Below are 26,622 nucleotides of genomic sequence, written 5' to 3' on the forward strand. Positions count from 1 at the left end.
ACCTTACTATCTTACCATCTTACCCGTGATGGTCGCGGCGGGCGCGGTGCGCCCGTTGGCGGCCTTCACCATGCGCTCGCGCCCAAGGAAAAGTCCAGAACAACTACCCGTTCGGCCGCAGGATCTGCCGCAGCACACGCCCCTCCGCCAGCCAGTCGAAGCCCTCGTTCATCCCCTCCAGCGTGACGAAGCCGGAGCGCAACCGGTCCACCGGCAGCTTGCCGCGCCGGTAGAGGTCCAGCATCAGCGGCAGGTCGCGCTTGGGCACGCAGCTTCCCATGTAGCTGGTGCGCAGGCTGCGCTCCTCGCTGACCATCGCGGCGGGGGCGACGGAGAGGCGGGCGTTCACATGGGGCAGCCCGGCCGTGATGGTCTCGCCGCCGCGCGCGGTGATGGCCATGGCGAGTTCCAGCGCGGGAATCACGCCCGCCGTCTCGATCACGGTGTCGAGCCCGCCGCGCGTCGCCTCGCGCACCGCGGCCACGCTGTCGCCATCGGCCAGGAAGGCGTCGGTGGCGCCCCATTGCCGGGCCAGCGCCAGCTTCTCCGCGCTGCGGTCCACCGCCACGATGCGCGATGCCCCCGCGGCGACCGCGCCGAGCAGCGCGCTCATCCCCACGCCACCCAGGCCCACCACCGCCACTTCGGCACCCGGGCGCAGCTTCGCCGTGTTGAACACCGCGCCCGCGCCGGTCATCACGGCGCAGCCGAAGATGGCGGCGTCCTCCAGCGGGATGTCCGGGTCGATCTTCACCAGGCTGTCCCGCATCACCACCGCGTATTGCGCGAAGAGCGACAGGCCGGAATTGTGGTTCACCGAAGCGCCGCCGAGCCGCTTGAGACGCCGCGCGCCGGACATCAGCGTGCCCTTGGCGCGCGCGTCGAAGGAGGCCCCGCAGATATTGGGCTTGCCGCGCGCGCAGTCGCGGCACTCGCCACAGCTGGTGACGAACAGCGCCACCACATGGTCGCCGGGCTGGAGGCCCCTCACACCCGGCCCGCATTCGCGCACGATGCCCGCGCCCTCATGTCCGATGATGATGGGCAGCGGGCGCGGGCGCTGGTTCTCGATGGTGGAAAGGTCCGAATGGCAGAGGCCGGCGGCCGCGATCTCGATCAGCACCTCGCCGGGGCCGGGGGGTGCGAGTTCCACCTCCTCGATGGAAAGCGGGCGGGTCTCGGCATAGGGGCGCGGCAGCCCCTGGGCGTAGAGCACGGCGGCCTTCATGCGCATGGCGTGTTTCCTTCCTGCCCTCAAGGCTGGACGCGCCGCGCGCCATTGTCCAGCATCGCCAGCCAGGGAGAACGCGCCAATGACCTGGGACCTCTACGCCATCCGCTACGCCACCAATCCGCGGCGGCTGGCGCGCGACAATTTCATCGCGGCCAGCGGTGATCCGCATGACGCCGCCATGCCGATGGATTTCTTCATCTGGTGCGCGGTGAAGGAGGGGCGCGCGGTGGTGGTGGACAGTGGTGCCGACGCCGCCACCTGCGCCGCGCGCGGCAACGACTTTCTGCGCTGCCCGGCCGAGAGCCTCGCCGCCATCGGCGTGGACGCGACGCGCGTGGAGGATGTGGTGTCCACCCACCTGCATTGGGACCACGCCGGCAATTTCGGAAAATTCCCGCGCGCGCGCTTCCACGCCCAGCCCTGCGAGATCGCGCACGCCACCGGCCCCTGCATGTGCCAGCCCTTCCTGCGCCGCGCCTATGATGTGGAGCATGTGGTGGGCTTCGTCCGCCTGCTCTACGCCGACCGCGTGGCCTTCCACGGGCAGGAGGGCGAGGTGGCGCCCGGCATCACCGTCCGCCAGGTGGGCGGGCATGCGCCGGGGCTGCAGGTGGTGCGGGTGCACACGAGGAAGGGCTGGGTGGTGCTGGCGTCCGACGCCATGCATTTCGCGGCCAATGCGCGCACCGGCAATCCCTTCCCGGTGGTGGTGAATGTGAAGGACTATCTGGACGCGCTGGCCCTGCTGCCGAAGCTGGGGGACCACGTCATTCCGGGCCATGACCCGGAGGTGATGGCGCGGCACGAGGAGGTCGCGCCGGGGATCGTCAGGCTGGCATGAGCCGCCCGTCGCGCATCGTCAGGATGCGGTCGGCCAGGTCCAGCACGCGGTTGTCATGCGTCACCATCAGCGTGGTGGTGCCGCGCGCCTGGCCCAGCCGCTTCAGCAGCGCCACCACGGCCAGGCCGTTCTCGGCGTCCAGCGCGGCGGTGGGTTCGTCGGCGAAGATGATCTCGGGGCTGCCGGCCAGCGCGCGGGCCACCGCCACGCGCTGCTTCTGCCCGCCGGAGAGCCGCGCCGGGTGATAATGCAGCCGGTCCTCCAGCCCCACCAGCGACAGGGCACGTGCGGCGGCGGGCTCGGCCTGCGGCACCGCGCCATGCACGTCGAGGGCGAGGCGCACATTCTGCACCGCCGTCAGGCTCTCATGCAGGTTGTGCGCCTGGAAGATGAAGCCCATGCGCCGCCGCGCCTCGGCCAGCGCCGTGGCGGAGGCGCCGGCCATCTCCCGCCCCAGCACCCGCACCGAGCCGGCCTGCACCGATCGCAGCCCGCCCAGCAGCGTCAGCAGCGTGGTTTTGCCGGAGCCGGAGGCGCCCATCAGCACCACCAGCGCCCCGCGCGCGATGTCGAGGTCGAGGCCGAACAGCACCTGGCGCCGCGCCTCGCCCTCGCCGAAATGGTGGTCCAGGCCGCGCACCGTGATGGCGGGTTCCATCAGAACAGCTCGGCCGGGTCGGCGCGGGCGAGGCGCCGCGTGGCCAGCGCGCCCGACGCCACGCACATCACCACCGTGCCGAGGAAAACGCCCAGCAGTCGTTCGGGCGGCATCAGCACGTCGATGCCCGTCACCGCCGTCAGCAGCGCATAGAGCCCGTAGGCCATGAGGCTGCCGGGGATGAAGCCCAGGCTCGCCAGCACCACCGCCTGCTCCATGATGATGCCGAGGAAGAAGCCCTGCCGGTAGCCCATCGCCTTCATGGTCGCGTATTCGCGCAGGTGGTCCGCCACGTCCGAGGACAGCACCTGGTAGACGATGATGATGCCCACCAGCGCGCCCATCAGCACGCCCATGCCGAAGATGATGCCGACCGGGCGCTGGGTTGTCTGGAAGGCCTGGTCGCGCGCCAGGGCCGTGGCGATGGGCCGGGCCACCGCGTCGAGGCCGGGCAGCGCCGCGTTGATCCGCGCGGCCAGCGCCGCCACGTCCTGCCCAGGTGTGGCCCGCACCAGGATGATGTTCGGCGCGCGGAGCGAGCGGTTGGGGAAGAGGCTGACCAGGCTCTGGTCCGACATCACCAGCCAGCCATCGCCGCTGAAGCTGCCGCCGATGGTGAAGCTGCCGTGCAGCGTCAGCGTGCGCCCCTGGAATTCGAAGCGCTGCGGCGTGCCGGCATCGAGCGCGTCGAAGATCTCGGGCGGCACGTTTCGCGTGGCGCGGTCAATGAAGGCGGCGCCGGGCAGGGTCAGCACATCCCGCCGCCCCTTCAGCGCCCGCAGCGAGGGCAGGCGCGGGTCCACCCCCATCACATCGAGCGAGCGCGCGGAACCATCGGCCGAGCGCCATTCCAGCTTGCCCATGAGGACCGGCGCGGCGGCGGCGACGCCGGGCACCGCGAGCGCATCCAGCATGCGCTGGCGCGGCAGGGGGCTGCCATCGGTCAGGGTGTTCGCGTCGGGCGCCTGGATCAGGATGTCGGCGTCCAGCGCGGCATAGGGAAGGCCGACGGTGCTGGTCAGCGCGCCCATGAAGCCCAGCTGCATGAAGACCAGCAGGTTGGCGAAGCCCACGCCCAGGATGGCGGCGAGGAAGCGGCCGCGCCGGTGCGTGAGCTGCAGCCAGCCGATGGGCAGCCGCCCCAGCAGCCGGGTGGCCAGCGCGATCACGGCGTGATCCGCGCCGTGACCTGGAGGTTGACCAGCGCCGCCGCGCGCCTGGCCGCCTCGCCCTCCAAGGCCACCACGGCGCGCACCACGCGCGCATCGGTGGCGGCGGCCGGGCTCGGGTCGGTCAGGGTCTGGCGCTGCACCTCGCGGCCGAGATGGGCCAGCGTGCCGTGCAGCGGCGCCTCCAGCGCGGGAGAGACCAGCGTGACCGGCGCGCCGGCGCGCAGCCGCGCCACGCGGTCCTCATGCACCTCGATCTCCGCGATCATGTCGTCGAGGCGCGCGAAGGTCATCAGCCCGGCATTGCCAGGGCGTTCGCCGGGGCGGGCGTGCAGGGTCAGCACCGTGCCCGCGCTGGGGGCGCGGATGGTGGCGCGGGCCAGGTCGGCCGCGGCGCGGTCGCGCTCGGCGGCGGCGGCGTCGAGGTTGCGGCGGGCCAGCAGGATGTCCGGCTGGGTGTCGGGGCTGCCGGCGTGGCGGGCCAGGGCGGCGCGGGCGCGGGCGGCGTCCTGCTCGGCCTGGGCATGGGCGAGGCGCCGCTGGTCCAGCGTCTGGGCGGGGGTGGCGCCGCGCGCGGCCAGGGCCTCGGCGCGCTCCAGGTCGCGGCGCAGCACGGGGAGGGAGGCCTCGGCGCGGGCGAGCGCGGCCTCCGCCTCGGCCAGGCTGGTGGCGACGGCGAGCATGGTCTGGGCGAGGGCCGCCTCGCGCTGGGCCCGCTGCGCCTCGGCGGCGGCCAGGGCGGCGGCGAGGGCGGGCGCGCTGTCGAGGGTGGCGAGAATGGCGCCCTCCTCCACCGTGTCGCCCTCGCGCACCCGAAGCTCCGCCAGCCGCGCATCACCACCGCCGAAGGGGGGCGCGATGGTGATGACGCGGCTGCGCGGCACCAGCCTGCCCATGGCGAGCACGGGGGCTGGGCCCCCCTCCGCGGAGCGGAACTGGTGTGTTTCCGCAGCGGGGGCTGCGGGCGGCAGGGCGATGCGTGGCCATGCCATGACGGCCACGGCGCCCACGGCCAGCGCCGCGAGCAGCCCGCCGAGCCAGCCGAGGCGGCGGCGCGCGGGGGGGCGCGCCACCTCCATCGGCAAGGCGCCGTCACGGGTGGTATCGAGGGCCACGCACCATGTTCCTTTGCGATATTGACCCTTTGGTCATTATCATGGTGCGTGCGTGAGGGGAAGCAGTAATGACCGATAGGTCAGCAAAGCCGCGCCGCCGGCGGAAGGAGGCGCGGCCGGGTGAAATCCTGGAGGCGGGCCTCGCCGAGTTCACCGAGCGTGGCTTCGGCCCGGCGCGGATGGAGGACATCGCGCGCCGCGCCGGCGTCGCGAAGGGCACGGTGTTCCGCTATTTCCCGACGAAGGAGGCGCTGTTCGAGGCCGCGGTGCAGTCGCGCCTCGCGCCCGTGCTGGCCGGCGCCCAGGCCGCGCTGGCCGACCCGCCCGGGACCGCCACCGAAATGCTCCGCGCCCTCATCGTGGACGCGCATCGCGGCGTGATGGACAGCGACATGCCGCAGATCATGCGCATGGTGCTGACCGAGGGGCCGCGCTTTCCGCAGCTGCTGGAGGCCTATCACCGCCTGTCCATGGCGCGCGGCCAGGAGGTGATCCAGCGGGTGCTGGCGCGCGGCGTGGCGGCGGGCGAGTTCCGGGACAGCGCCCTGCTGCGGGCGCCCATGCTGATCATGGCGCCCGCGCTGATGGCCGCGATGTGGCGGCTGAACTTCGAGCGCCTGAACCCCGTGCCCCGCGAGGCCCTGCTGGAGGGCCACCTGGAGATGGTGTTCGGCGCGCTGGCCTCCGATGGGAGGCGCGGCGAACCCGCCGTCAGCCCACCGGGTTCACCAGCTCCCCGATCCCCTCGACCGCGATCTTCACCACGTCGCCGGTCTTGAGCACCTGCGGCGGGTCCATGGCATAGCCCACGCCTTCGGGCGTGCCGGTCATGATCAGGTCGCCGGGGCGCAGCGTGAAGCCGAGCGAGAGGTGGTGCATGATCTGCCCCACGTCGAAGATCATCTTGCTGGTGCGCGAGGATTGCCGCTGCTCGTCGTTCACCCAGAGCTGGATGGCGATGTCGGAGGCGTCCAGCTCATCGGCGGGGATGATCCAGGGGCCCATGGGGCAGGAGCCGTCGAGCGACTTGCCCTTGAACCACTGCCCATAGCGGCGCTGCAGGTCGCGCCCCGTCACGTCGTTGGCGATCGTCCAGCCGAAGATGTGCTTCAGCGCGTCCTCGGGCGCGATGTTGGTGCCGGCGGTGCCGACGACGATGGTCAGCTCCGCCTCATAGTCCAGCCACTTGGTCACGCCGGTGGCGCCATGGTCCGGGATGGTGGCGCCATGGGCGATGACCGTGTCCGGCGCCTTGGTGAAGAATTGCGGGAACTTCGGCAATTCGCTGTTGGTGATGCCGCGGGTCCGGTCGCCCTCGGCCACATGGTCCATGTAGTTGCGGCCCACGCAGAAGACGTTGCGCGCCGGGCGCGGGATGGGCGCGCAAAGCGCCACCTCGGACAGCGGCAGCCGGGCGGTGGCCACGGGGTTGGCCATGGCGGCGCGGATGGCGGCCAGCGCCTCGGCCCCGCCCTCGATCACCTGCGTCATCTCGGCATAGGGCAGGCCGGCGGCGGCGAAATCCAGCACCTCGCCGTCATTGAGCAGGGCGCCGGCACGGGCGGGGCCACCACCATGCGGGGCAAAGGTGACGAGACGAAGCGCCATGTCGTGATCCTTCCGGAAGGGTTTCCTGATTAGGGGCGTGCGCGGCACGGCTTGGCAAGCCGGGGGTCTTCACCGATTGGCAAGGCGGGTGCGGGCAAGAACGGCTGCTGGCGCCCCCGCGCCCCGCTGGAGGTTCCACACCCCCCATGATCCCGTGCTTCCTGGCCAAGCGGCGCGCGGTCCTGGCCGCGGGCCCGCTGTTGCTGGCGGCCCGCCCCGCCGTGGCCAGCCCGGAGGACGCGCTGCGCCGCCAATGGGCCCGCTTCCGCGACCAGTTCATGGCGCCGGAAGGGCGCGTGGTGGACACGGGCAATGGCGGCATCTCCCACTCGGAGGGGCAGGGCTGGGCCATGCTGTGCGCCGTCCGCGCCGATGACCCCATCAGCTTCCACCGCCTGCATGGCTGGACGATGCGCGTGCTGAAGCGGCCGCAGGATGAGCTGTTCTCCTGGCGCTACGCCCCCCATGCCGCCACGCCGGTGGGTGATGCCAACAACGCGACCGACGGCGACCTGTTCATCGCCTGGGCGCTGCTGGAGGCCGGCGTCCGCTGGGGCGATGCGGGGCATGCGGCACAGGGCGCCGCGCTGGCGCGCGACATCCTGCGGCGCCTGGTCCGGATGGTGGGGGGGCACCTGGTGCTGATGCCCGGGCTGCGCGGCTTCGAGCACCAGGCGCATGTCGTGCTGAACCCATCCTACTATGCCTTCCCGGCCATCCGCGCCCTGGCCGCCGCGGTGCCGGACCCCGCCTGGCTGCGGCTCGCGGCGGATGGGCTCAGCCTGCTGCGCCGGGCACGCTTCGGCCGCTGGGGCCTGCCGCCCGACTGGCTGAAGCTGATGCGCGACAATGCGCGGCTCCGGCCCGCCTCCGGCTGGCCGCCCCGCTTTTCCTATGACGCGGTGCGGGTGCCGCTCTACTTCGCCTGGGTGGGGCTGACCGAGGAACCCGCGCTGACCGCCGCCGCGCGCTTCTGGTCCGACCGGGCGCACCGCCATCTTCCCGCCTGGGTGGACCTGACCAATGATGTTGTATCGCCCTATGCGGCCTCGCCCGGCATCGCGGCGGTGGCGCAACTGATCCGCGCGCTGCGATCATCGGCGGCAATCCAAGATTGTATTCATCAAGAGGAAAGCGCGGCGGTGGATTATTACTCCGCGTCACTGTCCCTGCTGGTTGCATTAGCTGCAAGGGATTCGGGTCTGTGCTGATCCAAAGTCAACATTTTTGTGCAAAGATGACGAAAATTGCTGTTTCCCCCTGTCCGTTTCCCGTCCATGTTAGACGCGCACGGAAGGTTCGAAAGTCAGCATGGCCATGGAGAATGATGTCGCTCGCATTCGCGCGGCCCTGAATACCCCTGGGCTGAAGTATCGCAGCTTCGGCAACCAGCCCGTGCGCGGGGAGTCCGAGGCCCCGCTCCCCGCCGAGACCATGCCCGCCCCGGAGGCGGAAAAGCCGCAGGACGCCGCGCCCGGGCCGCGTCCCGCCATGGGGCCCTTCGGGCCGCTCGGCGCGGGGACCGGTCCGTTCGGGCCGCTTGCTTCCCCCGCCGCGCCGCCGGCGCCCGCGCCCGACGAGCCCGCTCCGCCCGCCGTGGTGGAGATGGCCGCCGCCCCCGCCCCTTCGGAACCCATGATTGACTGGGCCGCCCTGGCCGCGGCCGCGGCCGAGCCGGAGCCCGCGCCGGCACCCGCGCCGCCGCCGCCGCTGCTGGACCTCGCGCCCGCCGAGCCTCCGCCCCCGCCGTCACCCTCGGTCCAGGTCATGGCCCCGGCGCCCCGCCCCACGCCGGTCCCGGCGCCCGCGCCGAGCGGCAGCGGCTTCTCCCTTCTGGATGCGCTCTCGGGGCCGGACATCGCCGCCCCCGCGCCTTCCGCGGCCCCGCGCAGCACGCTGGCCCTGTTGCGCGGCGCCGTGGCGGCCGAGGACGCGCCCCCGCCCCCGCCGCCGCCCGAACCCTTGCCCGCGGCCGAGGTCACGACGCCGCTCGCGGAGGTGATGCGCATGATAGCCGAAGGCCTCGCCGCACGGCAGGATGCGCGTGCCGCCAAGGCGCCCCCCGCACGCTAGTCCCGGAGCCTCCATGCCCCTCATCTGTTTCGCCTCGCCCAAAGGTGGTGTCGGCAAGACGACGCTCGCGGCGAATATCGCCGATGCGCTGCGCCGCCAGGGGCGCCGCGTGCTCGTCATGGATTTCGACCCGCAGAACACGCTGCGCCTGCATTTCGGCGTGCCGCTGACCGACACGGGCGGCTTCATGGTGGAGCTACCCAAGCGGCCCGACTGGCGCGACCTGGTGCGGCAGACCGCCTCGGGCGTGATGCTGCTGCCGCACGGCTCCGGCGACATCCGCGGCACGCTCGGCCTCGCGCACGCGCTGGACCGTGACCCGGAACTGCTCGCCGCGCCCATGCGCTCCATCCTGGGCGACCCCAACCTGCTGGTGGTGGCGGACACGCCGCCGGGCGCCTCGCACGCGCTCAACATCATCGCGCCCATGGCGAGCCTGGTCTGCACCGTGCTGCTGCCCGATGCCACCAGCGCGGCGCTGATCCCGGACATCGAGAGCGGCCGCTTCCTCGGCGCGGGCACCATGGCGACGCTGTTCGCGGGAAGGCTGCGCGTGGTGCTGAACGGCGTGGACCCCAATGCGCGCCTCTCCCGCGCGGCGGCCGAGACGGTGGCGCGGCATATCGGCCCCCGCCTGCTGGGCGCCGTGGCGCGCGACGAGCTGGTGGCGGAGGCGCTGGCCGCGCAGCGCCTGGTGCTCGACCTCGCGCCCAACAGCCAGGCGGCCGAGGACCTGCGCGAGATCGCGCGCGGGATCGAGGCGGCGCTGCCCAGCGGGCCCGACCCCTTCAGCGCGGGCTGGGGCGCGCGTTGAGCGCGACGCCCTCCCGCAGGTCCGAATGGCTCGCCCGGCTGCCGCTGGCGCGCACGAAGCTGTTCGGCACGCTGATGGCGCTCTTCGGCGGCGTCTTCGCGCTGCTCGTCATCGTCGTGCCGATGGAGGCGGAGCAGCAGGCGGTGTTCGGCCTGCTGGGCTTCCTGGTCTTCCTCATCTTCAACCGCCTGCCGGGCCGCACCGTCACCATCATGCTGGCGGTGCTCTCGGCGCTGGTGTCGCTGCGCTATCTCCATTGGCGCGTCACCGAGACGCTGGACTTCACGGGCTTCTGGCAGAGCTTCCTCGGCACCGGGCTGGTGCTGGCGGAACTCTATGCGCTGGTGGTGCTGGTGCTGTCCTACATCCAGCTGCTCTGGCCGCTGGAGCGCAAGCCGGCCCCCATGCCGGACGACCCGGACGAGTGGCCGGTCGTGGACGTCTTCATCCCCACCTACAACGAGGCGCTGGAGGTGGTGCGCCCCACCGTCTTCGCCGCCCTGGCCATGGACTGGCCGGCCGACAAGCTGCGCGTGCACCTGCTGGATGACGGACGGCGCGAGGAATTCCGCCGCTTCGCCGCCGAGGCCGGGTGCCACTACATCATCCGCCCCGACAACAAGGGGGCCAAGGCCGGCAACATCAACCACGCCATGGCGCAGACCGATGGCGAATACATCGTGGTGTTCGACTGCGACCACGTGGCCACGCGCGCCTTCCTGCAGCTGACCATGGGCTGGATGCTGCGCGACAAGGGGTTGGCCATGGTGCAGACGCCGCACCATTTCTACAGCCCCGACCCCTTCGAGCGGAACCTCGTCGTCGGCCGCAAGGTGCCGAACGAGGGGCTGCTGTTCTACGGGCTGATCCAGCAGGGCAATGACTTCTGGGGCGCGGCCTTCTTCTGCGGCTCCTGCGCCGTGATCCGGCGCGCGGCGCTGGAAGCCATCGGCGGCGTGCCGACCGAGACGGTGACCGAGGACTGCCACGCCTCGCTCAAGATGCAGATGGCGGGCTGGCGCACGGCCTATATCCGCGTGCCGCTGGCGGCGGGCCTGGCGACCGAGCGCCTCGTGCTGCACATCGGCCAGCGGATGCGCTGGGCGCGCGGCATGATCCAGATCCTGCGGATCGAGAACCCGCTTTTTGCCCGCGGGCTCAACCTTCCGCAGCGAATTTGCTACTTCCTGTCAACCATTCATTACCTGTTCCCGCTGCCGCGCTTCGTGTTCCTCACGGCGCCGCTCGCCTTCCTGATCTTCCAGGAGAACGTGATCGCGGCCTCGCCGCTCGCGATCGTGGCCTATGCGGGGCCGCACATCATCCACTCCATCGTGACCGCCTCCCGCATGCAGACCACGACGCGCCACTCCTTCTGGTCCGAGATCTACGAGACGGTGCTGACCGTCTATCTCCTGCCCGTGATGCTCGCCACGCTGCTCGACCCGAAGCGGGGCAAGTTCAACGTGACCGACAAGGGCGGCACGCTGGAGGAAGGCTATTTCGACATCCGCGCCGTCGGCCCCAGCATGATCCTGGCGCTGGCGCTGATCACGGGGCTGATGCTGGGGGTCTATGGCCTCTCCACCAACCCGCCGGCCAGCCTGGAATTCCAGGCCTATGCGCTGAACGTGTTCTGGGCGCTGCTGTGCCTGATCTCGGTTCTGGCCGGCATCGCGGTGGGGCGTGAGCGGCGGCAGTTGCGCGAGCGCGCGCGGGTGCGCGCCACCGTGCTGGCCAGCGCCATCCTGCCCGATGGCCGCCGCGTCGAGGGCGTGACCGAAGACCTTTCCCTGGGCGGTGCCGCCCTGCGCCTGGACCGCCCGGAGGGCGTGGAGGATGACGCGCTCGTGACCATCGAAGTGGATACCGGCATGGACCGCACCCGCGTGCCGGCCGAGGTGCTGCGCTGGCAGGAAGGCCGGCTGCAGGTGCGCTTCGCCCCGCAGGACATGCGCGACGAAGGCGCCATCGTGCGCGTCGTGCTGGGCCGGGCCGATGCCTGGGTGGACTGGGACGACGTGCCGGCGGACCGGCCCCTGCGCTCGCTGCGCGACGTGGTGTTCACCATTGGCGGGCTTTTCGCGGGCGAATCCCAGTTCTCCCGCCCGCGCGCCGTCGCGGCCAAGCCCGTCCAGGCCGCGCCGCCCGTTGCCACCTTCCAGGAGGAGGAGGAGGACGAGGACGAAGCCCCGCCGCCGCGCCGCCGCCGCTTCTGGCGCCGCGCCGCCGCCACCGCCACGGTGGCGCTGGGGCTGCTGGCACCGGGCTTGGCGATCGCGCAGGGCGCGCCCCCGCCCCTGGCACCCCTGCCGCCGCCGCCCGGTGCCACCCGCCCCCAGGCGGCGCCGCCACCCGCCCCCAGCCTCGCACCCCCGCCGGCGCCCGCCTTGGCGCCGCCCGCAGCACCCGTCACCCCTGGGCCTGCCACCCCTGGGCCGATCACTCTCGTGCCGCGGTCGGACGCGCCCCGGCCCGCGCCGGCCGCGCCCGCGCCCGCCGCCCAGCCCTTCGCGCTGCCGCCGCTGGCCCCCGCCGACGCGCCGCCCGCGGCCCAGCCCTTCGGCCTGCCCGGCCTGTTCGGCGCCGCGCCGGCCACGGGCATCCGGCAGGAGACGCGCACGCTGAGCCAGCTCGGCCTCGCCGGGCCCATGCAATTGCGCGGCGTGTCGGACCTGCAGGGCGTGCTGTTCGGCGTGCGCGGCGACGAGGTGGTGACGCAGGCGATGCTGCTGCTGGAGGGCGCGACCTCCCCCGCGCTCATTCCCGAGCTCAGCCAGATCGCCATCACCATGAACGAGCAGTTCGTGGGCGCGGTGCAGCCCGACCGTGGCCGCCCGGCCTTCGGGCCGCTGGAATTCCCGATCAACCCGGCCTTCTTCTCGGACGCGAACCGGCTGAACTTCCGCTTCTCCGGCCGCTACGCGATCGAGTGCAACGACCCCGTCTCGGGCCTGCTCTGGGCGTCCATCTCCAACAACTCCACGCTGACGCTGACGCTGGAGCGCCTGCCCACGGTGCGCGACCTCGCGCGCCTGCCCGAGCCCTTCTTCGACCCACGCCTGCTGCGCGAGCCGCTGGTGCTGCCCATCATCATGCCGGGCAGCCCGTCGGACGACATGATCCGCGCCGGGGCCATCGTCTCCTCCTGGTTCGCCATCCAGGCGGATTATCGCGGCGCCACCTTCCCCGTGGCCTCCGAGATCCCGTTGCAGGGCAATGCGGTGGTGTTCCTGGCGGGGCTGGACAGCGTGCCGGGCCTGGCCATTCCGCGCCTGGATGGCCCCACGCTGGCGGTGGTGGACAACCCCAATGATCCGCTGGGCCTGCTGCTGGTGGTGGCCGGGCGCACGGGCATCGAGATGGTGGCGGCCGCCACCGCGCTGGGCGCGGGGCGCGAGGCCCTGACCGGCGAACTGGCCCTGGTCAGCGCGCAGGACATCCCGGCGCGCCAGCCCTATGACGCGCCGCGCTGGGTCCGCACCGACCGCCCCGTGCGCTTCGGCGAGCTGATGGACCCGTCGGAACTGCAGGCTTTCGGCTATGTGCCGGGCCCCATCGCCGTGCCCTTCCGCACCGCGCCCGACCTCTACACCTGGCGCAGCCGGCCCTTGCAGGCGGATATCCGCTTCCGCGCCCCGCCCGGGCCCATCCTGGACGTGGCCGTCTCACGCATGGATGTGGCGGTGAACGACGTGTTCCTGCGCTCCGTGCCGCTGGCGGGCTCCGATCCCGGCTGGCCGCTGAGCTGGGTGCGCGAGCAGTTCTTCTCGACCGATCGCGGCCAGGCGAATGTGGGCATGCCCACCTACCTGATGTTCGGCCAGAACGAGCTGCAGCTGCGCTTCGACATGCGCCCCCTGCACCGCGGCGACTGCGTGGCCGTGCCGGGCGACATCCGCGCCGCGGTGGACCCGGACAGCACGCTGGACCTGACGCGGGCGCACCGCTTCGCCACCCTGCCCAACCTCGCGCATTTCGTCAGCTCGGGCTTCCCCTTCACCCGGCTGGCGGATTTCGCGCAGACCGCGGCCGTGATCCCGGAACGCCCCACGGCGGCGGAGCTGGAATCCGTCTTCACGCTTATGGGCAAGCTGTCGGCCATCGTGGGCTACCCGCCCATCGGCATGCAGGTGGCCCGGCCCGACGCGTTGCAGGCGGTGGCGGATCGGGACCTGCTGGTCTTCGGGGAACTTTCCCGCCAGCCCGCCCTGGCGCGGCTGCTGGCCGATGGCCCCATCCAGATGGAAGGCAACCGGCTGACGGTGCGCGTCAATGACGGGCTGCCCGCCTTCCGGCACATCTTCGGCGGCGAGCGGCAGGAGATGGTGGACCGCGTTTCCGCCCAGCTCGCCAACCCCGGCGAGGCGCTGGGCGCGCTGATCGGCTTCCAGAGCCCGCTGCGCGCCGGCCGCTCCGTGGTGGCGCTGACGGGCTCCAGCCAGGAGGGGGTGGAGGCGATGATCGTGGCGCTGCGCGACCGCGAGCAGCTGCCGCGCGTGCAGGGCGACCTGGCCCTGCTGTCGGGCGGGCGGGTGGATGCCTTCCGCATCGGCCCGACCTACACGGTGGGCCTGCTGCCGCCCTGGCTCTGGCCGGAATACTACCTGGGCAACAACCCCTGGACGCTGGTGCTGATGACGACCCTGGCGCTGATCCTGCTGGCGGCCCCGCTCTACTGGGTGCTGCGCCGCCGCGCGGCCCGCCGCCTCAGGGAGCGTTCGCTGTGACGCCGCGCCGCGCCCTGCTGGCCGCGCCCGCCCTTGCCCTGGCCGCCGGCGCCGCGCGCGCGCAGGGCACCGGGGATTCCCTGGTGCTCGCCGGGCAGCAGGGCTGGCTGTTCCCCTTCTGGGACAACCTGACCCAGCTGGACGAGGTGGCGATGCGCCAGGTGCTCGGCCTGCACACGGAAGTGATCGCCCTGCTCAAGCGCGGCAACATCGAGGTGGCCTACTGCCTCATCCCGATGAAGGCGCGCATCTATCGCCGCTTCCTGCCGGCCGGGCGGCGCATGGCCCCGGTGGTGGAGCGGCGCTATGCCAGCCTCGTCACCGCGCTGCGGGCGGCGGGCGCGCTGGTTCCGGACCTTGCGGAGGCGCTGGGCCAGGCCTCCGCCACCGACCCGCACTGGCCGGTCTTCTTCCGCAGCGACACCCACTGGACGCCGGTGGGCGCCGAGATCTGCGCCGTGGCGCTGGCCACGCGCATGCGCGCGCAGTTCCGCCTGCCGCCGCCGGCCCAGGCGGGGGTGCGGCTGGGCAGCATCCGCATGCTGCGCCTGGCGGTGGGCGACCTGGTGCAATACCTGCCGCCCGAGCAGCGCGGCGCCTTCGGGCCCGAGGAAAGCCCCATCCGCAACGTGCTGCCCGCCACCGCCGGCGCGGCCGCGCTGCTGGAGGAGGATGCCTCGGACATGCAGGTGGTGGGGACGAGCAACGTCCAGCCGCGCTTCAACTTCGTGCCGGTGCTGTCCAACCAGATGGAGCGCGCGGTGGGCCTGTCCTGGCTGCCCAACAATATCGGCCCCTACGCGGCGCTGCTGGAGTATGTGCGGGGCAGCGAGTTCCGCCAGCGCCGCCCGCGCGTCATCGTCTGGAACCACCTCGAGAGCGACATGTCCACGCCCATCAACAACCCGAACTGGCGGCAATCGGGCCTGACGGCCGAGAGCTTCCTCAATGGCCTGCGGCAGGCGGTGCTGGCATGAGGCGCCTGCTTCCCGCCCTCCTGGCCGCGCTGGGGCTGGCCCTGGCGCCGCCGCACGAGGCCCGCGCCCAGGGCCAGGTCTATGAGCCCGCGCCGCCGCCCGGCTCGGCCTATGTGCGGCTGATGAACACGCTGCCGGCCGAGGTGGCGGTGCGGCCGGACTTCCTGCCGCCGCAGCGGCTTGGCGTCGCGCTGCCGCACCAGCGCGTCACGGCCTATACGGTGGTGGAGAACGTGGCGGGCCGCACGCTGCGCCTCGACCTCACGGAGGGGTCGCGTCGTGGCAGCGGCACGCTGACCGTGGCGCCGGGCAGCTTCGTGACGGTGCTGGTGCATCGCGGCCCGGGCGGCAACCCGGCGGTGACGGCGCTGGTCGAGGACACGGACTTCAACCGCGCCCGCGCCCGCATCGCCTTCTACAACGCCCTGCCCGACTGCCCGGCGGCCGGCCTCGTGCTGCTGCCCGGCGGGCAGGCCGTGTTCAGCGACGTGCCGGCCCTGCAAAACCGCGCGCGCAGCGTGAACCCGGTGCAGGCCCAGGTGCGGGCGGCCTGCGGCGAGCGCGCCTCGCCCGAATTCGGCCTGCACGGGCTGGAGGCGGGCGGCATGTATTCCATCTGGCTGGTGCCGGGCCCAGGGGCCGCGCCGCTCGCCTTCCTGCTGCGCGACAGCACGGCGCCCTTCCGCCGATGACCCGCGCCGCGCCCCGCCGCCGCATGCGCCGCGCCATGGCCGCGCTGGGCCTCGCGCTGCTCATGCCCGTGGCGGGCGCCCAGGCGCAGCGGCCGGAGGACAACAGGCTGAGCGGCACGCTGGGGGCCACGGCCGCCCTGTTCGAGCAGGCGCTCTACTGGCTGTCGCAAAACCAGCCCGAGCGCGCCTTGCAGACGCTGGACCGCATCCTGCTGGTCGAGCCCGACAACGTGGACGCGATGGTGGCCAGCATTGAGGCCGCAGCACTCGCCGCGCAGCCGGCCACGGTGCAGCGGAACCTGGAGAACATGCGCCGCCTCATTCCCGGCGACCCGCGGCTGGCCACGGCGGAAGAGGTGGCGCGCCTGCTCTCCGACGACGCCGCGACGCTGATCGCGGCCCGGCAGCTCGCCACCGCCGGCCGCCAGGCGGAGGCGGTGGAACGCTACCGCCAGCTGGCCGGCGGGCGGGCGGTGCCGGTGGCCATCGCCAACGAATACTACCAGGCGCTCGCCGCCACCTCGGAGCAGGGCTACCGCACCGCCGTGGCGGAACTGCAGGAGCGCGTCTCGGCCGACCCCAATGAAAGCCGCCTCGCCTTGCTGTTGGCCGAGCTGCTGACCTATCGGGAGGACACGCGGTCGGAGGGCATAGACCGCATGCAGTTCCTCTCCGCGCGGCCGGGCATCCGCGATGCCACGCGCAACCCCTGGCGCCAGGCCCTGCTCTGGAGCGGCGACGACCCCGAGACGGCCGCGCGCATCAACGCCTATCTGCTGGTGTTCACCGGCCAGGATGGCGACCTGGACGCCAAGCTGGAACGCATCCAGGACGCGGCGGTGACGCCGGGGCAGGAGGCCCGCGCCCTGGCCTGGGCCCGCATCACCGAGCAGCGCCTGGCCGATGCCGAGGTGCAGTTCGAACGCGCCCTGCTGGAGGACGCCGAGGATGCCGAGGCACTGGTGGGCCTCGCCGTCATCCGCAAGATCCAGAACCGCTTCGCCGAGGCGCGGGAATTCCTCGACCGCGCCATCGCCTTCGCGCCCGACCGGCAGGAGGAGTTCGAGCGTTCGGTGGGCAGCCTCGACCCGGTGGAGGTGGGCGTGCGGCAGGGACCGCCGCCGGTGCCCGCCTCGGTGCTGGCCTGGCGCGCCATGGCCCGCAATGACCTCGACCGCGCCGACCGGCTGGCCCGCGTGGCGGCGCGGCAGCGCGGGGAGGAGCGCATCCAGGGCGAGCTGATCCTGGGCTCGATCGCGCTGCAACGCGGCGACCTGCCGGCGGCCGAGCAGCGCTTCCGCGCCGTGCTGGCCCTGCGCCCGCGGCAGGAGGACGCGCTGCAGGGCCTCTACACCGCCCTGCAACGCCAGAACCGCTTCGCCGAGGCGGAAAGCCTGCGGCGCGAGACGGGCCTCGCCCCCAACCAGGCCGCGCGCGTCGCCCATGCGGGCGCGCTGGTGGAAAATGCGCGCCGCCTCGACCACCCCGAGCAGGCGCTGGAGCAGCTGCGCGCCGCCATCGCGCTGAACCCCGCCAACCCCTGGCCCGTGGTGGACCTGGTGCGGCGCCTCAAGACGCTGGGCCAGGCGGAGGAAGCCCGCCGGCTGGAGCGTGGGCTGGAGGCGCGCACCGACGCGGAATCCTCCATGGCCGCGGCCCTGCTGGCCTTCGACGACGAGCGCTTCGGCGATGCGCTCGCCTTGTTCGAGCGCGTGCCGGCCCGCCTGCGCAACCCCGACATGGCGCGCATCGCCGCGCTGACGCGGCGCGAGTTCGACGCCCAGCAGCTGGAGGACGCGGTGCGCGCCCGCCGCCCGGACGCGCTGCGCGCGATGGTGGCCGCCGCCGGCCAGCGCGACCCGGGCGGGCTGCTGGCGCCCGCCATCATCCGTGCCCTGGCGCGGCTCGACGAACCCCAGGCGGCGGTGGAGGCGGCGCAGGCCGCGCTGCGCGCCAACCCCGATGCCAGCGTGATGTCGCGCATCCTGATCGCGGGCGCGCTGATCCAGGCCAAGCGGCCGGCGGTGGCGCAGGAGATCACCTCGCCGCTCACCCGCGCGCAGAACCTGACGGCGGAGGAGCGGCGCGAGCTGAACGCCGTGCTGGATTTCGAGGCGATGGCCGTGGCCGACGACGCCACCGCCGGCCGCCGCTTCGCCGAGGCCGAGGCGGCACTGACCGCCCGCGACGCCCAGCGCGGCGCGGCACCCGCCGCGCGCAACCAGAACCTCGCCATGGTGCGGCTGCTGATGGCCCGCCGCCGCCTGCCCGAGGCGCGGCGCATTTTGGAGGACATCCTGCGCGAGGACCCGCGCAACCAGGAGGCACGCATCGCGCTGGTGGACATCGCGGTGGAGCAGCGCGACTGGGCGGCCGCCCATGCCGCGCTGGTGGAAGGCGCCTTCTTCTCGCCGGGTGACCTGCGGATGACGCTGGCCGAGGCGCGGCTGAACCGCGCCCAGGGCAACCAGGCCGCGACCCTGCGGCTGATGGAGGCCGCGGCCGCACGGCGCCTCGCGGCCTTGCGCGCCGATGGCGAGGTGGGCGCCGCCGCGGCGGCGGCCGAGGCCATGCGCCCCGGCGCCGGCGCCGCGCGCGCCGTGCGCCTGACCGACGCGCTGACCTCGCAGATCGCGCAGGAGCTGATCCGCGCGCGGGATGAGGCGGCGGTGTGGCTCCAGACCGGCGTGCAGGTGCACACCCGGCCCGGCTCGGCCGGCACCTCGCGCCTGACCACGCTGACCGCGCCGACCGAGGTCTCGGCCCCGCTGCCGGGCGTGGGGGGGCGGCTGACGCTGGGCGCGGACATGGTGGCGCTGCGCTCCGGCACGCTGGGTTCGGGCTTCCGGGAGCAGCAATCCTTCGGCACCAACCCGCTCTTCCTCCAACCGAACTTCGTGGCGCCCGCCTTCAACCGGCCCCAGGGCAACATGGACGGCGTGGCCCTGCGGATGACCTGGCTGCGCGAGAACATGCGCGCCGAGATCGGCTCCACGCCGCTCGGCTTCCACCGGCCCACCTTCACCGGGATGCTGGAGGTGGTGCCGCGCATCACGGAGGGGCTGCGCCTGCGCCTGACGGCCGAGCGCACGCCCGAGACGAGCTCCATGCTCTCCTATGCGGGCTATACGCAATCCTCGGGCACCGGGCCGTTCTGGGGCGCGGTGACGCGCACGGGCGGGCGCGTCACGCTGGAATACTCCACCAGTGACCGGCTGGGCTTCTATGGCGGCGGCGCGGCGCATGCCCTGCGCGGCACCAATGTGGTGGACAACACGCGGTGGGAGGTGTTCGGCGGCGTCTACTACGCCGTGCTGCGCCAGCCGGGGCAGCAGGTGACGGTGGGCGTGGATTTGCGCCACACGGGCCATTCGCGCAACGCGGGCGGCTTCACCTTCGGCCATGGCGGGTATTTCAGCCCGGCGCGGTCCTTCGTCGGCTCCTTGCAGGGCGAGTATCGGGCGCAATGGGGCGACTGGACCTTCCGCGGCATCGGCGCGGTGGGGTGGCAGAGCTTCCGCACCGCGCTGGCCCCCGTCTTCCCGACCAACCGGGGCTACCAGGCGGCGCTGGAGGCGCAGGCGGCCGCTTCACCCGGCGTCTTCGACACGCATATCGGCGGGCAGCGCAGCAGCGGCCCCACGGGCAGCATCTTCGCGAACCTCGAATACGCCATGACGCCCAATCTGCGCCTGGGTGCGGCCGCCCGGTATGAGCGGGTGGGGAATTTCTCGGACACGGCGGGCTTCTTCTATCTGCGCTACCGGCTCGACCGGCCGCGCGCCGACCTGGAGCCGCTCTTCGCCGGCGCGCCCACCGTCTATCCCAATGTGAACGACCCGATGGTGAGCAGCTATCGCGCCGGCGCGCCGGAGCTGGTGCGGATGCCCTCCGGCGCCGCCCGGCCGGTTTGGTGAAGGGGCTTCGCGCCGCCGGCGCCCTTCTGGTCCTGGCCGGGCTGGCGGCGCTGGCGCCCCCCGCGCTGGCCTCCTGCCCCGGCCCGCTGGACATGCGGACCCTGCCGCCGGACGCCCGGCCCGCGCCCCACCCCTGGCCGCAATGGGCCGAGCTGAACCGGGCCCTCTCGCGCCGGCTCGCGGCCACGCGGCTGGAGGAGGTGGAGCTGGTCTTCCTGGGGGATTCCCTGGTGGCGAGCTGGACGCCGGCCCTGTTCCAGCATTTCTACGGCCACCGCCGGGCGCTGAACATGGGCGTGGCGGGCGACACGACCCAGACGCTGCTGTGGCGCCTGCGCCAGGGCGGCTGGCCGGCGGCCCTGCGCCCGCGCGTGGCGGTGGTGCTGGTGGGCACCAACAATGCGGGCTTCGGCTGGCACGCCGCGCCCACGGCCCAGGCGATATTGAGCGTGGTGGAGGAGGTGCGGTCCCGCGCCCCCGGCGTGCATGTGATGCTGGTCGGCCTGTTGCCCCGGGGGGCGGAGCCCGATGATGCCGGGCGCCTGCTCAACCACGAGGTGAACCGCCTCCTGGCCCCCTGCCATGACGGGCGGACGCTGTTCTGGCTGGATGCCGCGGATGTGCTGCTGGACGGGCGGCAGCGCCTGACCTCCCTGGTGTCCTATGACCAGCTGCATTTGACACCCTATGGTTACGCGATACTTTCCACCGCAATGGAAAGCGCCCTGCGGGCCGCCCTGGAGAGTGCCGCGCCGGCCACCCGGTAGCGTGGCAGCACGACTCCATCACGACGGGAGACGCCGCCAATGACCCATGCCCACACGCCTATCCTGACGCGACGTGGCCTTGCGGCGCTGGCGGGCGGTGCCGCCCTCGCCGCACCGCCCGCGCGGGCGCAGCGCCTCTCGGCCATCCAGGGCCGGGAGGGATGGCTCTTCGCGCCCTGGGACCATGTGCAGCAGGCCGACACCACCAACCTGCCCCGGGTCTGCGAAATCCTCGCCGAGGCGGTGGGGATGCTGCGCGTGGCCGGCGTCGAGACGGTCATCGCCCTCATCCCGTCCAAGGCCATGGTCTATCGGAACATGCTGCCGCCCGGCATGGCGCCCTCGCCGGTGGCGCTGCGGCGCTATGAGGCCACCCGCGCCGCCCTGACCCAGGGCGGCGTGCGGCTTGTGCCGGACCTGATGACGCCCATGGCGCGCGAGGCCGCCGCCAGGCCGGAACCGCGCCTGTTCTTCAAGGCCGACACGCATTGGACGCCGGCCGGCGCGGAGCTGGCCGCGGGGGTCATGGCCTCGGCCATCCAGTCGGCCTTCCGGTTTCCCGCCAGCCCCGGTCCTGGCGAGCGGCTAGGGCCGCCGGAGCGGCGCGTGCGGGGCCGCAATGACCTGCTGGATTTCGTGGCCCCGAGGAGCGGCGCCGCTTCCCGGCGGAGGCCTTCCTGATCCGCGCGCCCATCCCCGCCGACGGCGCGGCGCTGGTGCGGGAGGATCGCGCCGATGTCGCGGCCGTCGGCAGCAGCTACCTGGCGCCCGAGTTCAACTTCGCCGCCGCGCTCTCCGCGGGGTTGGGCCGGCCGGTGGCGCTGGACTGGAAGACGGCGAATGTCGGGCCCTATGAGACGCTGCTGGCCTATCTCCGCTCCCGCACCTTCCAGCGGCAGCGGCCCTTGCTGCTGGTGCTGAGCCTGCTGGAAGGCGCGATGGTCCTGCTGCCCAGCAACCGCTCGGCCTTTCCGCAGCACGCCGTGGGCACGGACGCTTTCCTGGGCGGGGTGCGGTCGGCGTTGGGCGGGTAGCGCCTGATCGCCTTTGGCGGACGCCGAAGGCGTGAATCAGTCGCACGGTGGCGCCTGATCGCCTTTGGCGGATGCCAAAGGCGTGAATCAGCCGCTCGGCAGCGCCTGATCGCCGCAACGGCGTGAATCAGCCGCCCGGCAACACGTAGCCCTATCGCCAACCGTCCAGGAATTCCCGCTCGGCGGGGCTGATGGGCTGGCCCATGACGCGCTCCGGGAATTCCCAGATGACCAGGCGCGGCGGCGTCTCGCGGAAGGTCGCGCCGCCGAAGAAGGCGGCCGCCGCGCCGTGGAAGCCGCCGCCCGCCTGGGCCAGCGAGGTCACGGCCGCCCCCAGAGCCTGTTGCAGGGCGCCGTGGAAATTGGCGTTGAGCGAGTAGGAGGAACCCAGCAGCACCACCTCCGGCACCGCCTCGTCCAGCAGCCCGCCGCCTTCGCCGGCCGGCACGGTGGTGGTGGCCTCGTGCTGGCGGTCGCGGCGGGGGCGCCAGGGGTCGGGGATGATGTCGAGGCCCATCAGCCGCAGCAGGTCGGCCGGCGCCTCGGTCTCGGTGGGCGCCCGGGTGGTGGCGATGCCGGGGCGGCGTTCGAAGGGCAGGGTGCGCGTGGCCTCGGCGATGGCGGCGGCGGCCGTGGCCGCGCCCTGCTGGTTCCAATGGGTGTCGGTGCGCCAATAGGCGGGCGCGCGGGCCGCCAGCGCGGAGAGCGCGGGCAGCAGCGGCGCCTGGGGCAGGCCGGAGAGCGCGGCCTCCAGCGCCGGCAGCCGCGCCTCGGCCTGGGCGGAGCGGGGGGCGCCGCAGAGCATGTCCTGATGCACCCGCGCCTTGTCGGGCACCACCGCCACCACGAGCGCGATGCCGCGAGCTTCCAGGGCGGCCTGGATGCGGCGCAGCGCGTCCACGCGCGCGGCCATGGCGGAATCGGCGCCGTCAAAGGGGCGAAGTTCCTCGGTCAGGAAGAGCCAGCCCTCGCAGCCCACCCGCACCGCCGGCCCGCCGGAGTTGAAGATGCCCCAGCGGAACAGCCCGCCCGCGGCGCGCACCCAGGGGTCGGCCGGGAGGTGGTGCGCCAGGACGTAGTTCACCGCCGCCATGGTGCGGCCCTCCAGGAAGGCCTCGAGGTTCAGCGTGGGGGCGAGGCGCGCCTGCGCGGCGTCGGAGCGCAGGGCGGCCACGCCCTGGTAGACGCCCCAGCCCAGCAGCGCCGTGGTCAGCAGCGCCAGGGCGGTGGCGGGGGTGCGGGTCCAGCTGGTCATGGGCGCCCCCTCAGAACTGGAAATACAGGAAGGGCACGGCCGCGCGGCTGTAGAGCAGCACGAGGCCGAGCAGGAAGGCCGCGAAGGGCCACCACATCCAGACGGGGCGCGACAGGCCGGACAGCCCCTCGGGCGAGAGGCGCAGGAAGGGCAGGCGCCCCGCCAGCAGCGGCAGGTATACGAGGCCCAGCGCCAGCCAGAGGAACCACCATTGGTCCGGCGTGACCTGCCAGGAAAGCGCGTCGGAGATGCCGCCCCAGTTCGCGCCGAACATGGCGGCGTAGAAGGCGAAGGCGGTCGCGAAATCCGGCGCGCGGAAGGCCACCCAGCCCAGGATCACGGCCAGCATCAAGAGGGCGTGGCCCGCGATCCAGGGCAGGGGCCCGCCGCCCGAAGCGCGCCAGAAGCGGTGCAGGGCCAGCAGCCCGCCATGCCAGAAGCCCCAGACGATGAAGGTCCAGTTCGCGCCATGCCAGAGCCCGCCGATGACCATGGTCAGCAGCAGGTTGGCATAGGTCCGCACCTGGCCGTGCCGGTTTCCGCCGAGCGAGATGTACAGGTAGTCCCGCAGGAAGCGGCTCAGCGTCATGTGCCAGCGCTGCCAGAATTCCTGGATGTTGCCGGCGAGGTAGGGGTTGTCGAAATTCTCGGGGAAGCGGAAGCCGCACATCATGGCCAGCCCGATGGCCATGGCCGAATAGCCCGCGAAGTCGAAGAAGAGCTGCAGCGTGTAGGCGATGGCGCCGACCCAGGCCTCGGCGGTGGTGGGGGCGGGCAGGGCGAAGACGGAATCCACCACGGGCGCCAGCGTGTCGGCCACCAGCACCTTCATGGCGAAGCCCACCATGAAGCGGCGTGCGCCCAGGCCGAACTTCTCGAAGGAGTGGGTGCGGGCGCGCAGATCCTCCGCCACCTCGGCATAGCGCACGATGGGCCCGGCGATGAGCTGGCTGAACATGGCCTTGTAGGCCGCATAGGCCACGAAATCGCGGCTGACGGGCACGTCGCGGCGGTACACGTCCACCAGGTAGCTGACCGATTGCAGCACGTAGAAGGACAGGCCCACGGGCAGGATGATCTGCGCCCAGGGCATGGGCGTGCCGCCCAGGGCCATCACCGCGTCATTGAAGGTCTGCACGCCGAAATTGGCGTATTTGAACCAGCCCAGCACGCCGAGCTGCCCCGTGAGGCCCAGCACCAGCAGGCGCGTCCGCGCGGCCTCGCTCCGCCCCTCCATGGCCTGCGCGATCCAGAAGCTCCAGACCGTGACGCCCACCAGCAGCGCCAGGAAATCCACGCGCCACCAGGCGTAGAAGCCCCAGGAGAAGACCAGGATGACGGCGTTGCGCGCGCGCGCCGGGCTCAGGAAATAGACGAGCAGGAAGGCCGGCAGGAAGAGGAACAGGAATTCGAAGGAGGCGAAGATCATGCGCGGCGGGCCCGGACGGGGCGGAAAAGGTGGCGCATGGGGCGGGTCCGGCCTCGGAAAACCTGGGGTTTCCGGCTAGAACAGAACGCGGCGCGCCGCAATCGGTGATGACCCGGCCGCGCGGGCCGCCTATGATGAAGTTGTCGCAAGGAACAGCGGGAATGCGGGCGTGAAGGCGAAGTTGCAGATGGCCGACCAGGGTGCGCTGTCCTACCTCGCGCGGCGGGGCGTCTCGCCGCAATGGCGCGGCTTCGTGCGCGCCCTCCTGGGCATCGCGCGGGCGCACCTGCCGGAAGAGGCACGCCAGACCTTCCTGCGCGCCCTGGGCGAGGGCATGGCGCGGGAGATGACGCTGCCGCCCTGCGAGAGCCTCGCGGCGCTGGAGGCCGCGATGAACGCCGCCCTGGCCGAGGCCGAGTGGGGCTATGTGGAGGTCGCGCTGGACGAGGCGCAGGCCGCCATGGTGCTGCGCCACGCCGCGGCCCCCCACATCTCGCTGCCGGAGGACCCGTCCGGCGCCTGGATCGTCCCGGTGCTGGAGGGGCTCTACCAGGCCTGGCTCGACGCGCAGCCCGGCGCGGTGGCGGGCGTCCCCGTGCGGCAGGCCGCGCATGAGGGCGCGCTGGTGGTGCTGCGGTACGCCCAGGCCGCCTGAGCCGTTCCGCCTGACCCATTCGCCGGGCGCGCGCGTGACGGCGCGTCATTTTTGTGCTAGGGTACCGCGATTCGTGAGGATCGGCCGGCGGATGCCAGGGCCTGATGCGCCGGAGGGCGAATTCCGGGCTGAGGCACAGGTGGTCACGCTGCCCCATCTGTCGGACGGCAGGAGCAGCGAACGCCATGGCCACCTCTTCCCGCGGCAAGAAGGCCACCGCGGCTTCCGCCAAGAAGGCACCCGCGGCCAAGGCGAAGGCCGTGAAGCCCGCGGCCGCGAAGCCCGGGCCCGTGAAGTCCGCCCCCGTGAAATCCACTCCGGCCAAGACGGCCGCCAAGACCAGGCCGGCCCCGGCCGCGAAGGAACCACCGCCCCGGGCAAGGGTTGCGAAGGCGCCCCCGGCCCCCGAAATCAAGGCGTCCGCCGCGCCGCCTCCGAGCCCCCCAGAATCCCACAGCAAGGTATCATCCCGTCCCGTGACCAAGTCCAAGGCGTCCACCACCGCACCCGACACCAACCGCCCCGCTTCCGAGCCGGCCGCGGAGGCCCCGGCGACGCCCCGGCCCTCCATCGTGATCGCCGCGCCCACCGACACGCCCTCGCGCGGGGGCGGGTCCATGGCCGCGCGCGCGGCGGCGGGGCGGCCGAACATGCCGCCCTCCTTCGCCGTGCGCAGCCCGGGCCGGCCGGGCTTCGCCGAGGGGCAGAACCCCGCCCCGCGCCCGCCCGCCGCCAAGATCGAGCTGAAGGCCGGCGACCACGTGGTCTATCCGACGCATGGCGTGGGCATGGTGCAGGGCATCGAGACCATCGAGGCCGCGGGCCATGCGCTGCAGATGGTCGTCGTCACCTTCGAGGAGAACCGCATGACGCTGCGCGTGCCCGTCACCAAGGTGGCGACGGCAGGCCTGCGGAAGCTGTTCACGCCCAAGGAGTTCGAGCAGGCCATTGATACGCTGAAGGGCCGCGCGCGCATCAAGCGCACCATGTGGTCGCGCCGCGCCCAGGAATACGAGGCCAAGATCAACTCCGGCGATCCCATCCAGATCGCGGAGGTGGTGCGCGACCTGCAGCGCAACGCCGGCCAGCCCGACCAGTCCTTCAGCGAACGCCAGATCTACGAGCAGGCGCTGGAGCGCCTGGCCGCCGAATACGCCGCCATCGAGAAGATCGACCGGGTGGAGGCCAGCGACCGCCTGGTGGCCTTCGCCAAGTCGAGCGCATGAGCGCAGCGGAGGAGGTCATCGCCGAACTCGAGGAAGGCTTCGCCCTCTTCGACGACTGGGAGGACCGCTACCGCTACCTCATGGAACTCGGGCGGGAGCTGGAACCGCTGGCGCCCGAGGAGATGGTGGAGGCCAACCGCGTCTCCGGCTGCCAGTCCCGCGTGTGGCTGACCACGCGCGCGGAGGGCGGGCGCCTGCGGCTGCGCGCGGCCAGCGACGCGGCCTTCGTGCAGGGCATCCTGGCCCTGCTGCTGCGCGTCTATGACGGCCGCACCCCCGCCGAGATCATGGAAACGGGGCCGGAATTCCTGGGCCGCCTGGGCCTCGACGAGGCCCTCAGCATGTCGCGCCGCAATGGCGCGGCGGCGGTGGTGGGGCGCATCCAGGCGGCGGCGCAGCGCATGGAGGCCGGGGCCACGGGCTGAGGC

22 protein-coding genes are annotated in these 26,622 nt (G+C 72.7%); 15 read left to right on the forward strand and 7 right to left on the reverse strand.

What is annotated here, in order from left to right; all coding sequences use genetic code 11:
• Positions 1–103: 103 nt before the first annotated feature.
• Complete coding sequence (locus tag JTN19_RS05190) at positions 104–1,234, reverse strand: alcohol dehydrogenase catalytic domain-containing protein (RefSeq protein WP_206930853.1); 1,131 nt, start codon at positions 1,232–1,234, stop codon at positions 104–106.
• A gap of 79 nt (positions 1,235–1,313) precedes the next feature.
• Between JTN19_RS05190 and JTN19_RS05195 the strand changes: the two genes are divergently transcribed.
• Positions 1,314–2,075, forward strand: coding sequence for an N-acyl homoserine lactonase family protein (locus JTN19_RS05195; protein ID WP_206930854.1), 762 nt, complete (start codon positions 1,314–1,316; stop codon positions 2,073–2,075).
• Here JTN19_RS05195 and JTN19_RS05200 read toward each other — a convergent pair.
• Genes JTN19_RS05200 through JTN19_RS05210 form a run of 3 tightly spaced genes read right to left on the reverse strand, consistent with a single transcriptional unit; the run spans position 2,062 to position 5,017 of the window.
• Positions 2,062–2,733: an ATP-binding cassette domain-containing protein gene (locus JTN19_RS05200; protein WP_206930855.1), complete on the reverse strand. Its 672-nt coding sequence runs from the start codon at positions 2,731–2,733 to the stop codon at positions 2,062–2,064. The two genes, JTN19_RS05195 and JTN19_RS05200, sit on opposite strands and share 14 nt — an antisense overlap.
• Entirely contained in the window at positions 2,733–3,902 is a 1,170-nt protein-coding gene (locus tag JTN19_RS05205; protein ID WP_206930856.1) for an FtsX-like permease family protein, read from the reverse strand. Before JTN19_RS05205 ends, JTN19_RS05200 begins: the two co-directional genes overlap by 1 nt.
• Positions 3,899–5,017 carry an HlyD family efflux transporter periplasmic adaptor subunit gene (locus tag JTN19_RS05210; RefSeq protein WP_206930857.1) on the reverse strand — a complete coding sequence of 373 codons (1,119 nt, stop codon included), beginning with the start codon at positions 5,015–5,017 and terminating at the stop codon, positions 3,899–3,901. Before JTN19_RS05210 ends, JTN19_RS05205 begins: the two co-directional genes overlap by 4 nt.
• Before the next feature lie 68 nt (positions 5,018–5,085).
• Here JTN19_RS05210 and JTN19_RS05215 point away from each other — a divergent pair, with 68 nt between their 5' ends.
• Entirely contained in the window at positions 5,086–5,796 is a 711-nt protein-coding gene (locus JTN19_RS05215) for a TetR/AcrR family transcriptional regulator (protein ID WP_206930858.1), read from the forward strand.
• Here JTN19_RS05215 and JTN19_RS05220 read toward each other — a convergent pair.
• On the reverse strand, positions 5,729–6,625 hold the full coding sequence (locus JTN19_RS05220; protein ID WP_206930859.1) for a fumarylacetoacetate hydrolase family protein: 897 nt from the start codon (positions 6,623–6,625) through the stop codon (positions 5,729–5,731). The two genes, JTN19_RS05215 and JTN19_RS05220, sit on opposite strands and share 68 nt — an antisense overlap.
• A gap of 146 nt (positions 6,626–6,771) precedes the next feature.
• On the opposite strand from JTN19_RS05220, the gene JTN19_RS05225 reads away from it, so the two are divergent.
• The 10 genes from JTN19_RS05225 (at position 6,772) to JTN19_RS05270 (ending at position 21,629) form a co-directional block, all read left to right on the forward strand.
• The gene (locus JTN19_RS05225; protein ID WP_242530888.1) at positions 6,772–7,836 is read left to right on the forward strand and encodes a glycosyl hydrolase family 8; all 1,065 of its coding nucleotides are present in this window, start codon (positions 6,772–6,774) and stop codon (positions 7,834–7,836) included.
• A 100-nt stretch (positions 7,837–7,936) separates the two neighbouring features.
• Positions 7,937–8,698 carry a hypothetical protein gene (locus tag JTN19_RS05230; protein ID WP_206930860.1) on the forward strand — a complete coding sequence of 254 codons (762 nt, stop codon included), beginning with the start codon at positions 7,937–7,939 and terminating at the stop codon, positions 8,696–8,698.
• 13 nt (positions 8,699–8,711) lie between these two features.
• On the forward strand, positions 8,712–9,512 hold the full coding sequence (locus tag JTN19_RS05235) for a cellulose synthase operon protein YhjQ/BcsQ (RefSeq protein ID WP_206930861.1): 801 nt from the start codon (positions 8,712–8,714) through the stop codon (positions 9,510–9,512).
• The gene (bcsA, locus tag JTN19_RS05240) at positions 9,509–14,242 is read left to right on the forward strand and encodes a UDP-forming cellulose synthase catalytic subunit (protein WP_206930862.1); all 4,734 of its coding nucleotides are present in this window, start codon (positions 9,509–9,511) and stop codon (positions 14,240–14,242) included. Before JTN19_RS05235 ends, bcsA begins: the two co-directional genes overlap by 4 nt.
• Positions 14,239–15,219 carry an alginate O-acetyltransferase AlgX-related protein gene (locus tag JTN19_RS05245; RefSeq protein WP_206930863.1) on the forward strand — a complete coding sequence of 327 codons (981 nt, stop codon included), beginning with the start codon at positions 14,239–14,241 and terminating at the stop codon, positions 15,217–15,219. The genes bcsA and JTN19_RS05245 overlap by 4 nt, the downstream gene beginning before the upstream one ends.
• The gene (locus tag JTN19_RS05250) at positions 15,216–15,911 is read left to right on the forward strand and encodes an ABC transporter permease (protein WP_206930864.1); all 696 of its coding nucleotides are present in this window, start codon (positions 15,216–15,218) and stop codon (positions 15,909–15,911) included. The genes JTN19_RS05245 and JTN19_RS05250 overlap by 4 nt, the downstream gene beginning before the upstream one ends.
• Positions 15,908–19,828: a cellulose synthase subunit BcsC-related outer membrane protein gene (locus JTN19_RS05255; RefSeq protein WP_206930865.1), complete on the forward strand. Its 3,921-nt coding sequence runs from the start codon at positions 15,908–15,910 to the stop codon at positions 19,826–19,828. Before JTN19_RS05250 ends, JTN19_RS05255 begins: the two co-directional genes overlap by 4 nt.
• Positions 19,825–20,595 carry a GDSL-type esterase/lipase family protein gene (locus JTN19_RS05260; RefSeq protein WP_206930866.1) on the forward strand — a complete coding sequence of 257 codons (771 nt, stop codon included), beginning with the start codon at positions 19,825–19,827 and terminating at the stop codon, positions 20,593–20,595. Before JTN19_RS05255 ends, JTN19_RS05260 begins: the two co-directional genes overlap by 4 nt.
• A 39-nt stretch (positions 20,596–20,634) precedes the next feature.
• A complete protein-coding gene (locus JTN19_RS05265) occupies positions 20,635–21,276 on the forward strand; it encodes an alginate O-acetyltransferase AlgX-related protein (RefSeq protein ID WP_206930867.1) in 642 nt (213 codons plus the stop codon).
• 32 nt (positions 21,277–21,308) lie between these two features.
• Positions 21,309–21,629: an alginate O-acetyltransferase AlgX-related protein gene (locus JTN19_RS05270; protein ID WP_278008359.1), complete on the forward strand. Its 321-nt coding sequence runs from the start codon at positions 21,309–21,311 to the stop codon at positions 21,627–21,629.
• Positions 21,630–21,780: 151 nt separating this feature from the next.
• Here the strand turns inward: JTN19_RS05270 and JTN19_RS05275 are convergent, their stop codons facing one another.
• Complete coding sequence (locus JTN19_RS05275) at positions 21,781–22,884, reverse strand: alginate O-acetyltransferase AlgX-related protein (RefSeq protein WP_206930869.1); 1,104 nt, start codon at positions 22,882–22,884, stop codon at positions 21,781–21,783.
• A 10-nt stretch (positions 22,885–22,894) separates the two neighbouring features.
• Positions 22,895–24,313, reverse strand: coding sequence for an MBOAT family O-acyltransferase (locus JTN19_RS05280; RefSeq protein WP_206930870.1), 1,419 nt, complete (start codon positions 24,311–24,313; stop codon positions 22,895–22,897).
• A 169-nt stretch (positions 24,314–24,482) separates the two neighbouring features.
• Between JTN19_RS05280 and bcsD the strand changes: the two genes are divergently transcribed.
• The 3 genes from bcsD to JTN19_RS05295 all read left to right on the forward strand — a co-directional run bounded on the left by bcsD (position 24,483) and on the right by JTN19_RS05295 (position 26,619).
• Positions 24,483–24,968: a cellulose biosynthesis protein BcsD gene (gene bcsD / locus JTN19_RS20030; RefSeq protein ID WP_206930871.1), complete on the forward strand. Its 486-nt coding sequence runs from the start codon at positions 24,483–24,485 to the stop codon at positions 24,966–24,968.
• 476 nt (positions 24,969–25,444) lie between these two features.
• Positions 25,445–26,194: a CarD family transcriptional regulator gene (locus JTN19_RS20035; protein WP_340643280.1), complete on the forward strand. Its 750-nt coding sequence runs from the start codon at positions 25,445–25,447 to the stop codon at positions 26,192–26,194.
• Entirely contained in the window at positions 26,191–26,619 is a 429-nt protein-coding gene (locus JTN19_RS05295) for a SufE family protein (protein WP_206930873.1), read from the forward strand. Before JTN19_RS20035 ends, JTN19_RS05295 begins: the two co-directional genes overlap by 4 nt.
• Positions 26,620–26,622: the final 3 nt, after the last annotated feature.

This window comes from Roseococcus thiosulfatophilus (assembly GCF_017311575.1).
In the GTDB taxonomy this organism is placed as follows: Bacteria; Pseudomonadota; Alphaproteobacteria; order Acetobacterales; family Acetobacteraceae; genus Roseococcus; species Roseococcus thiosulfatophilus.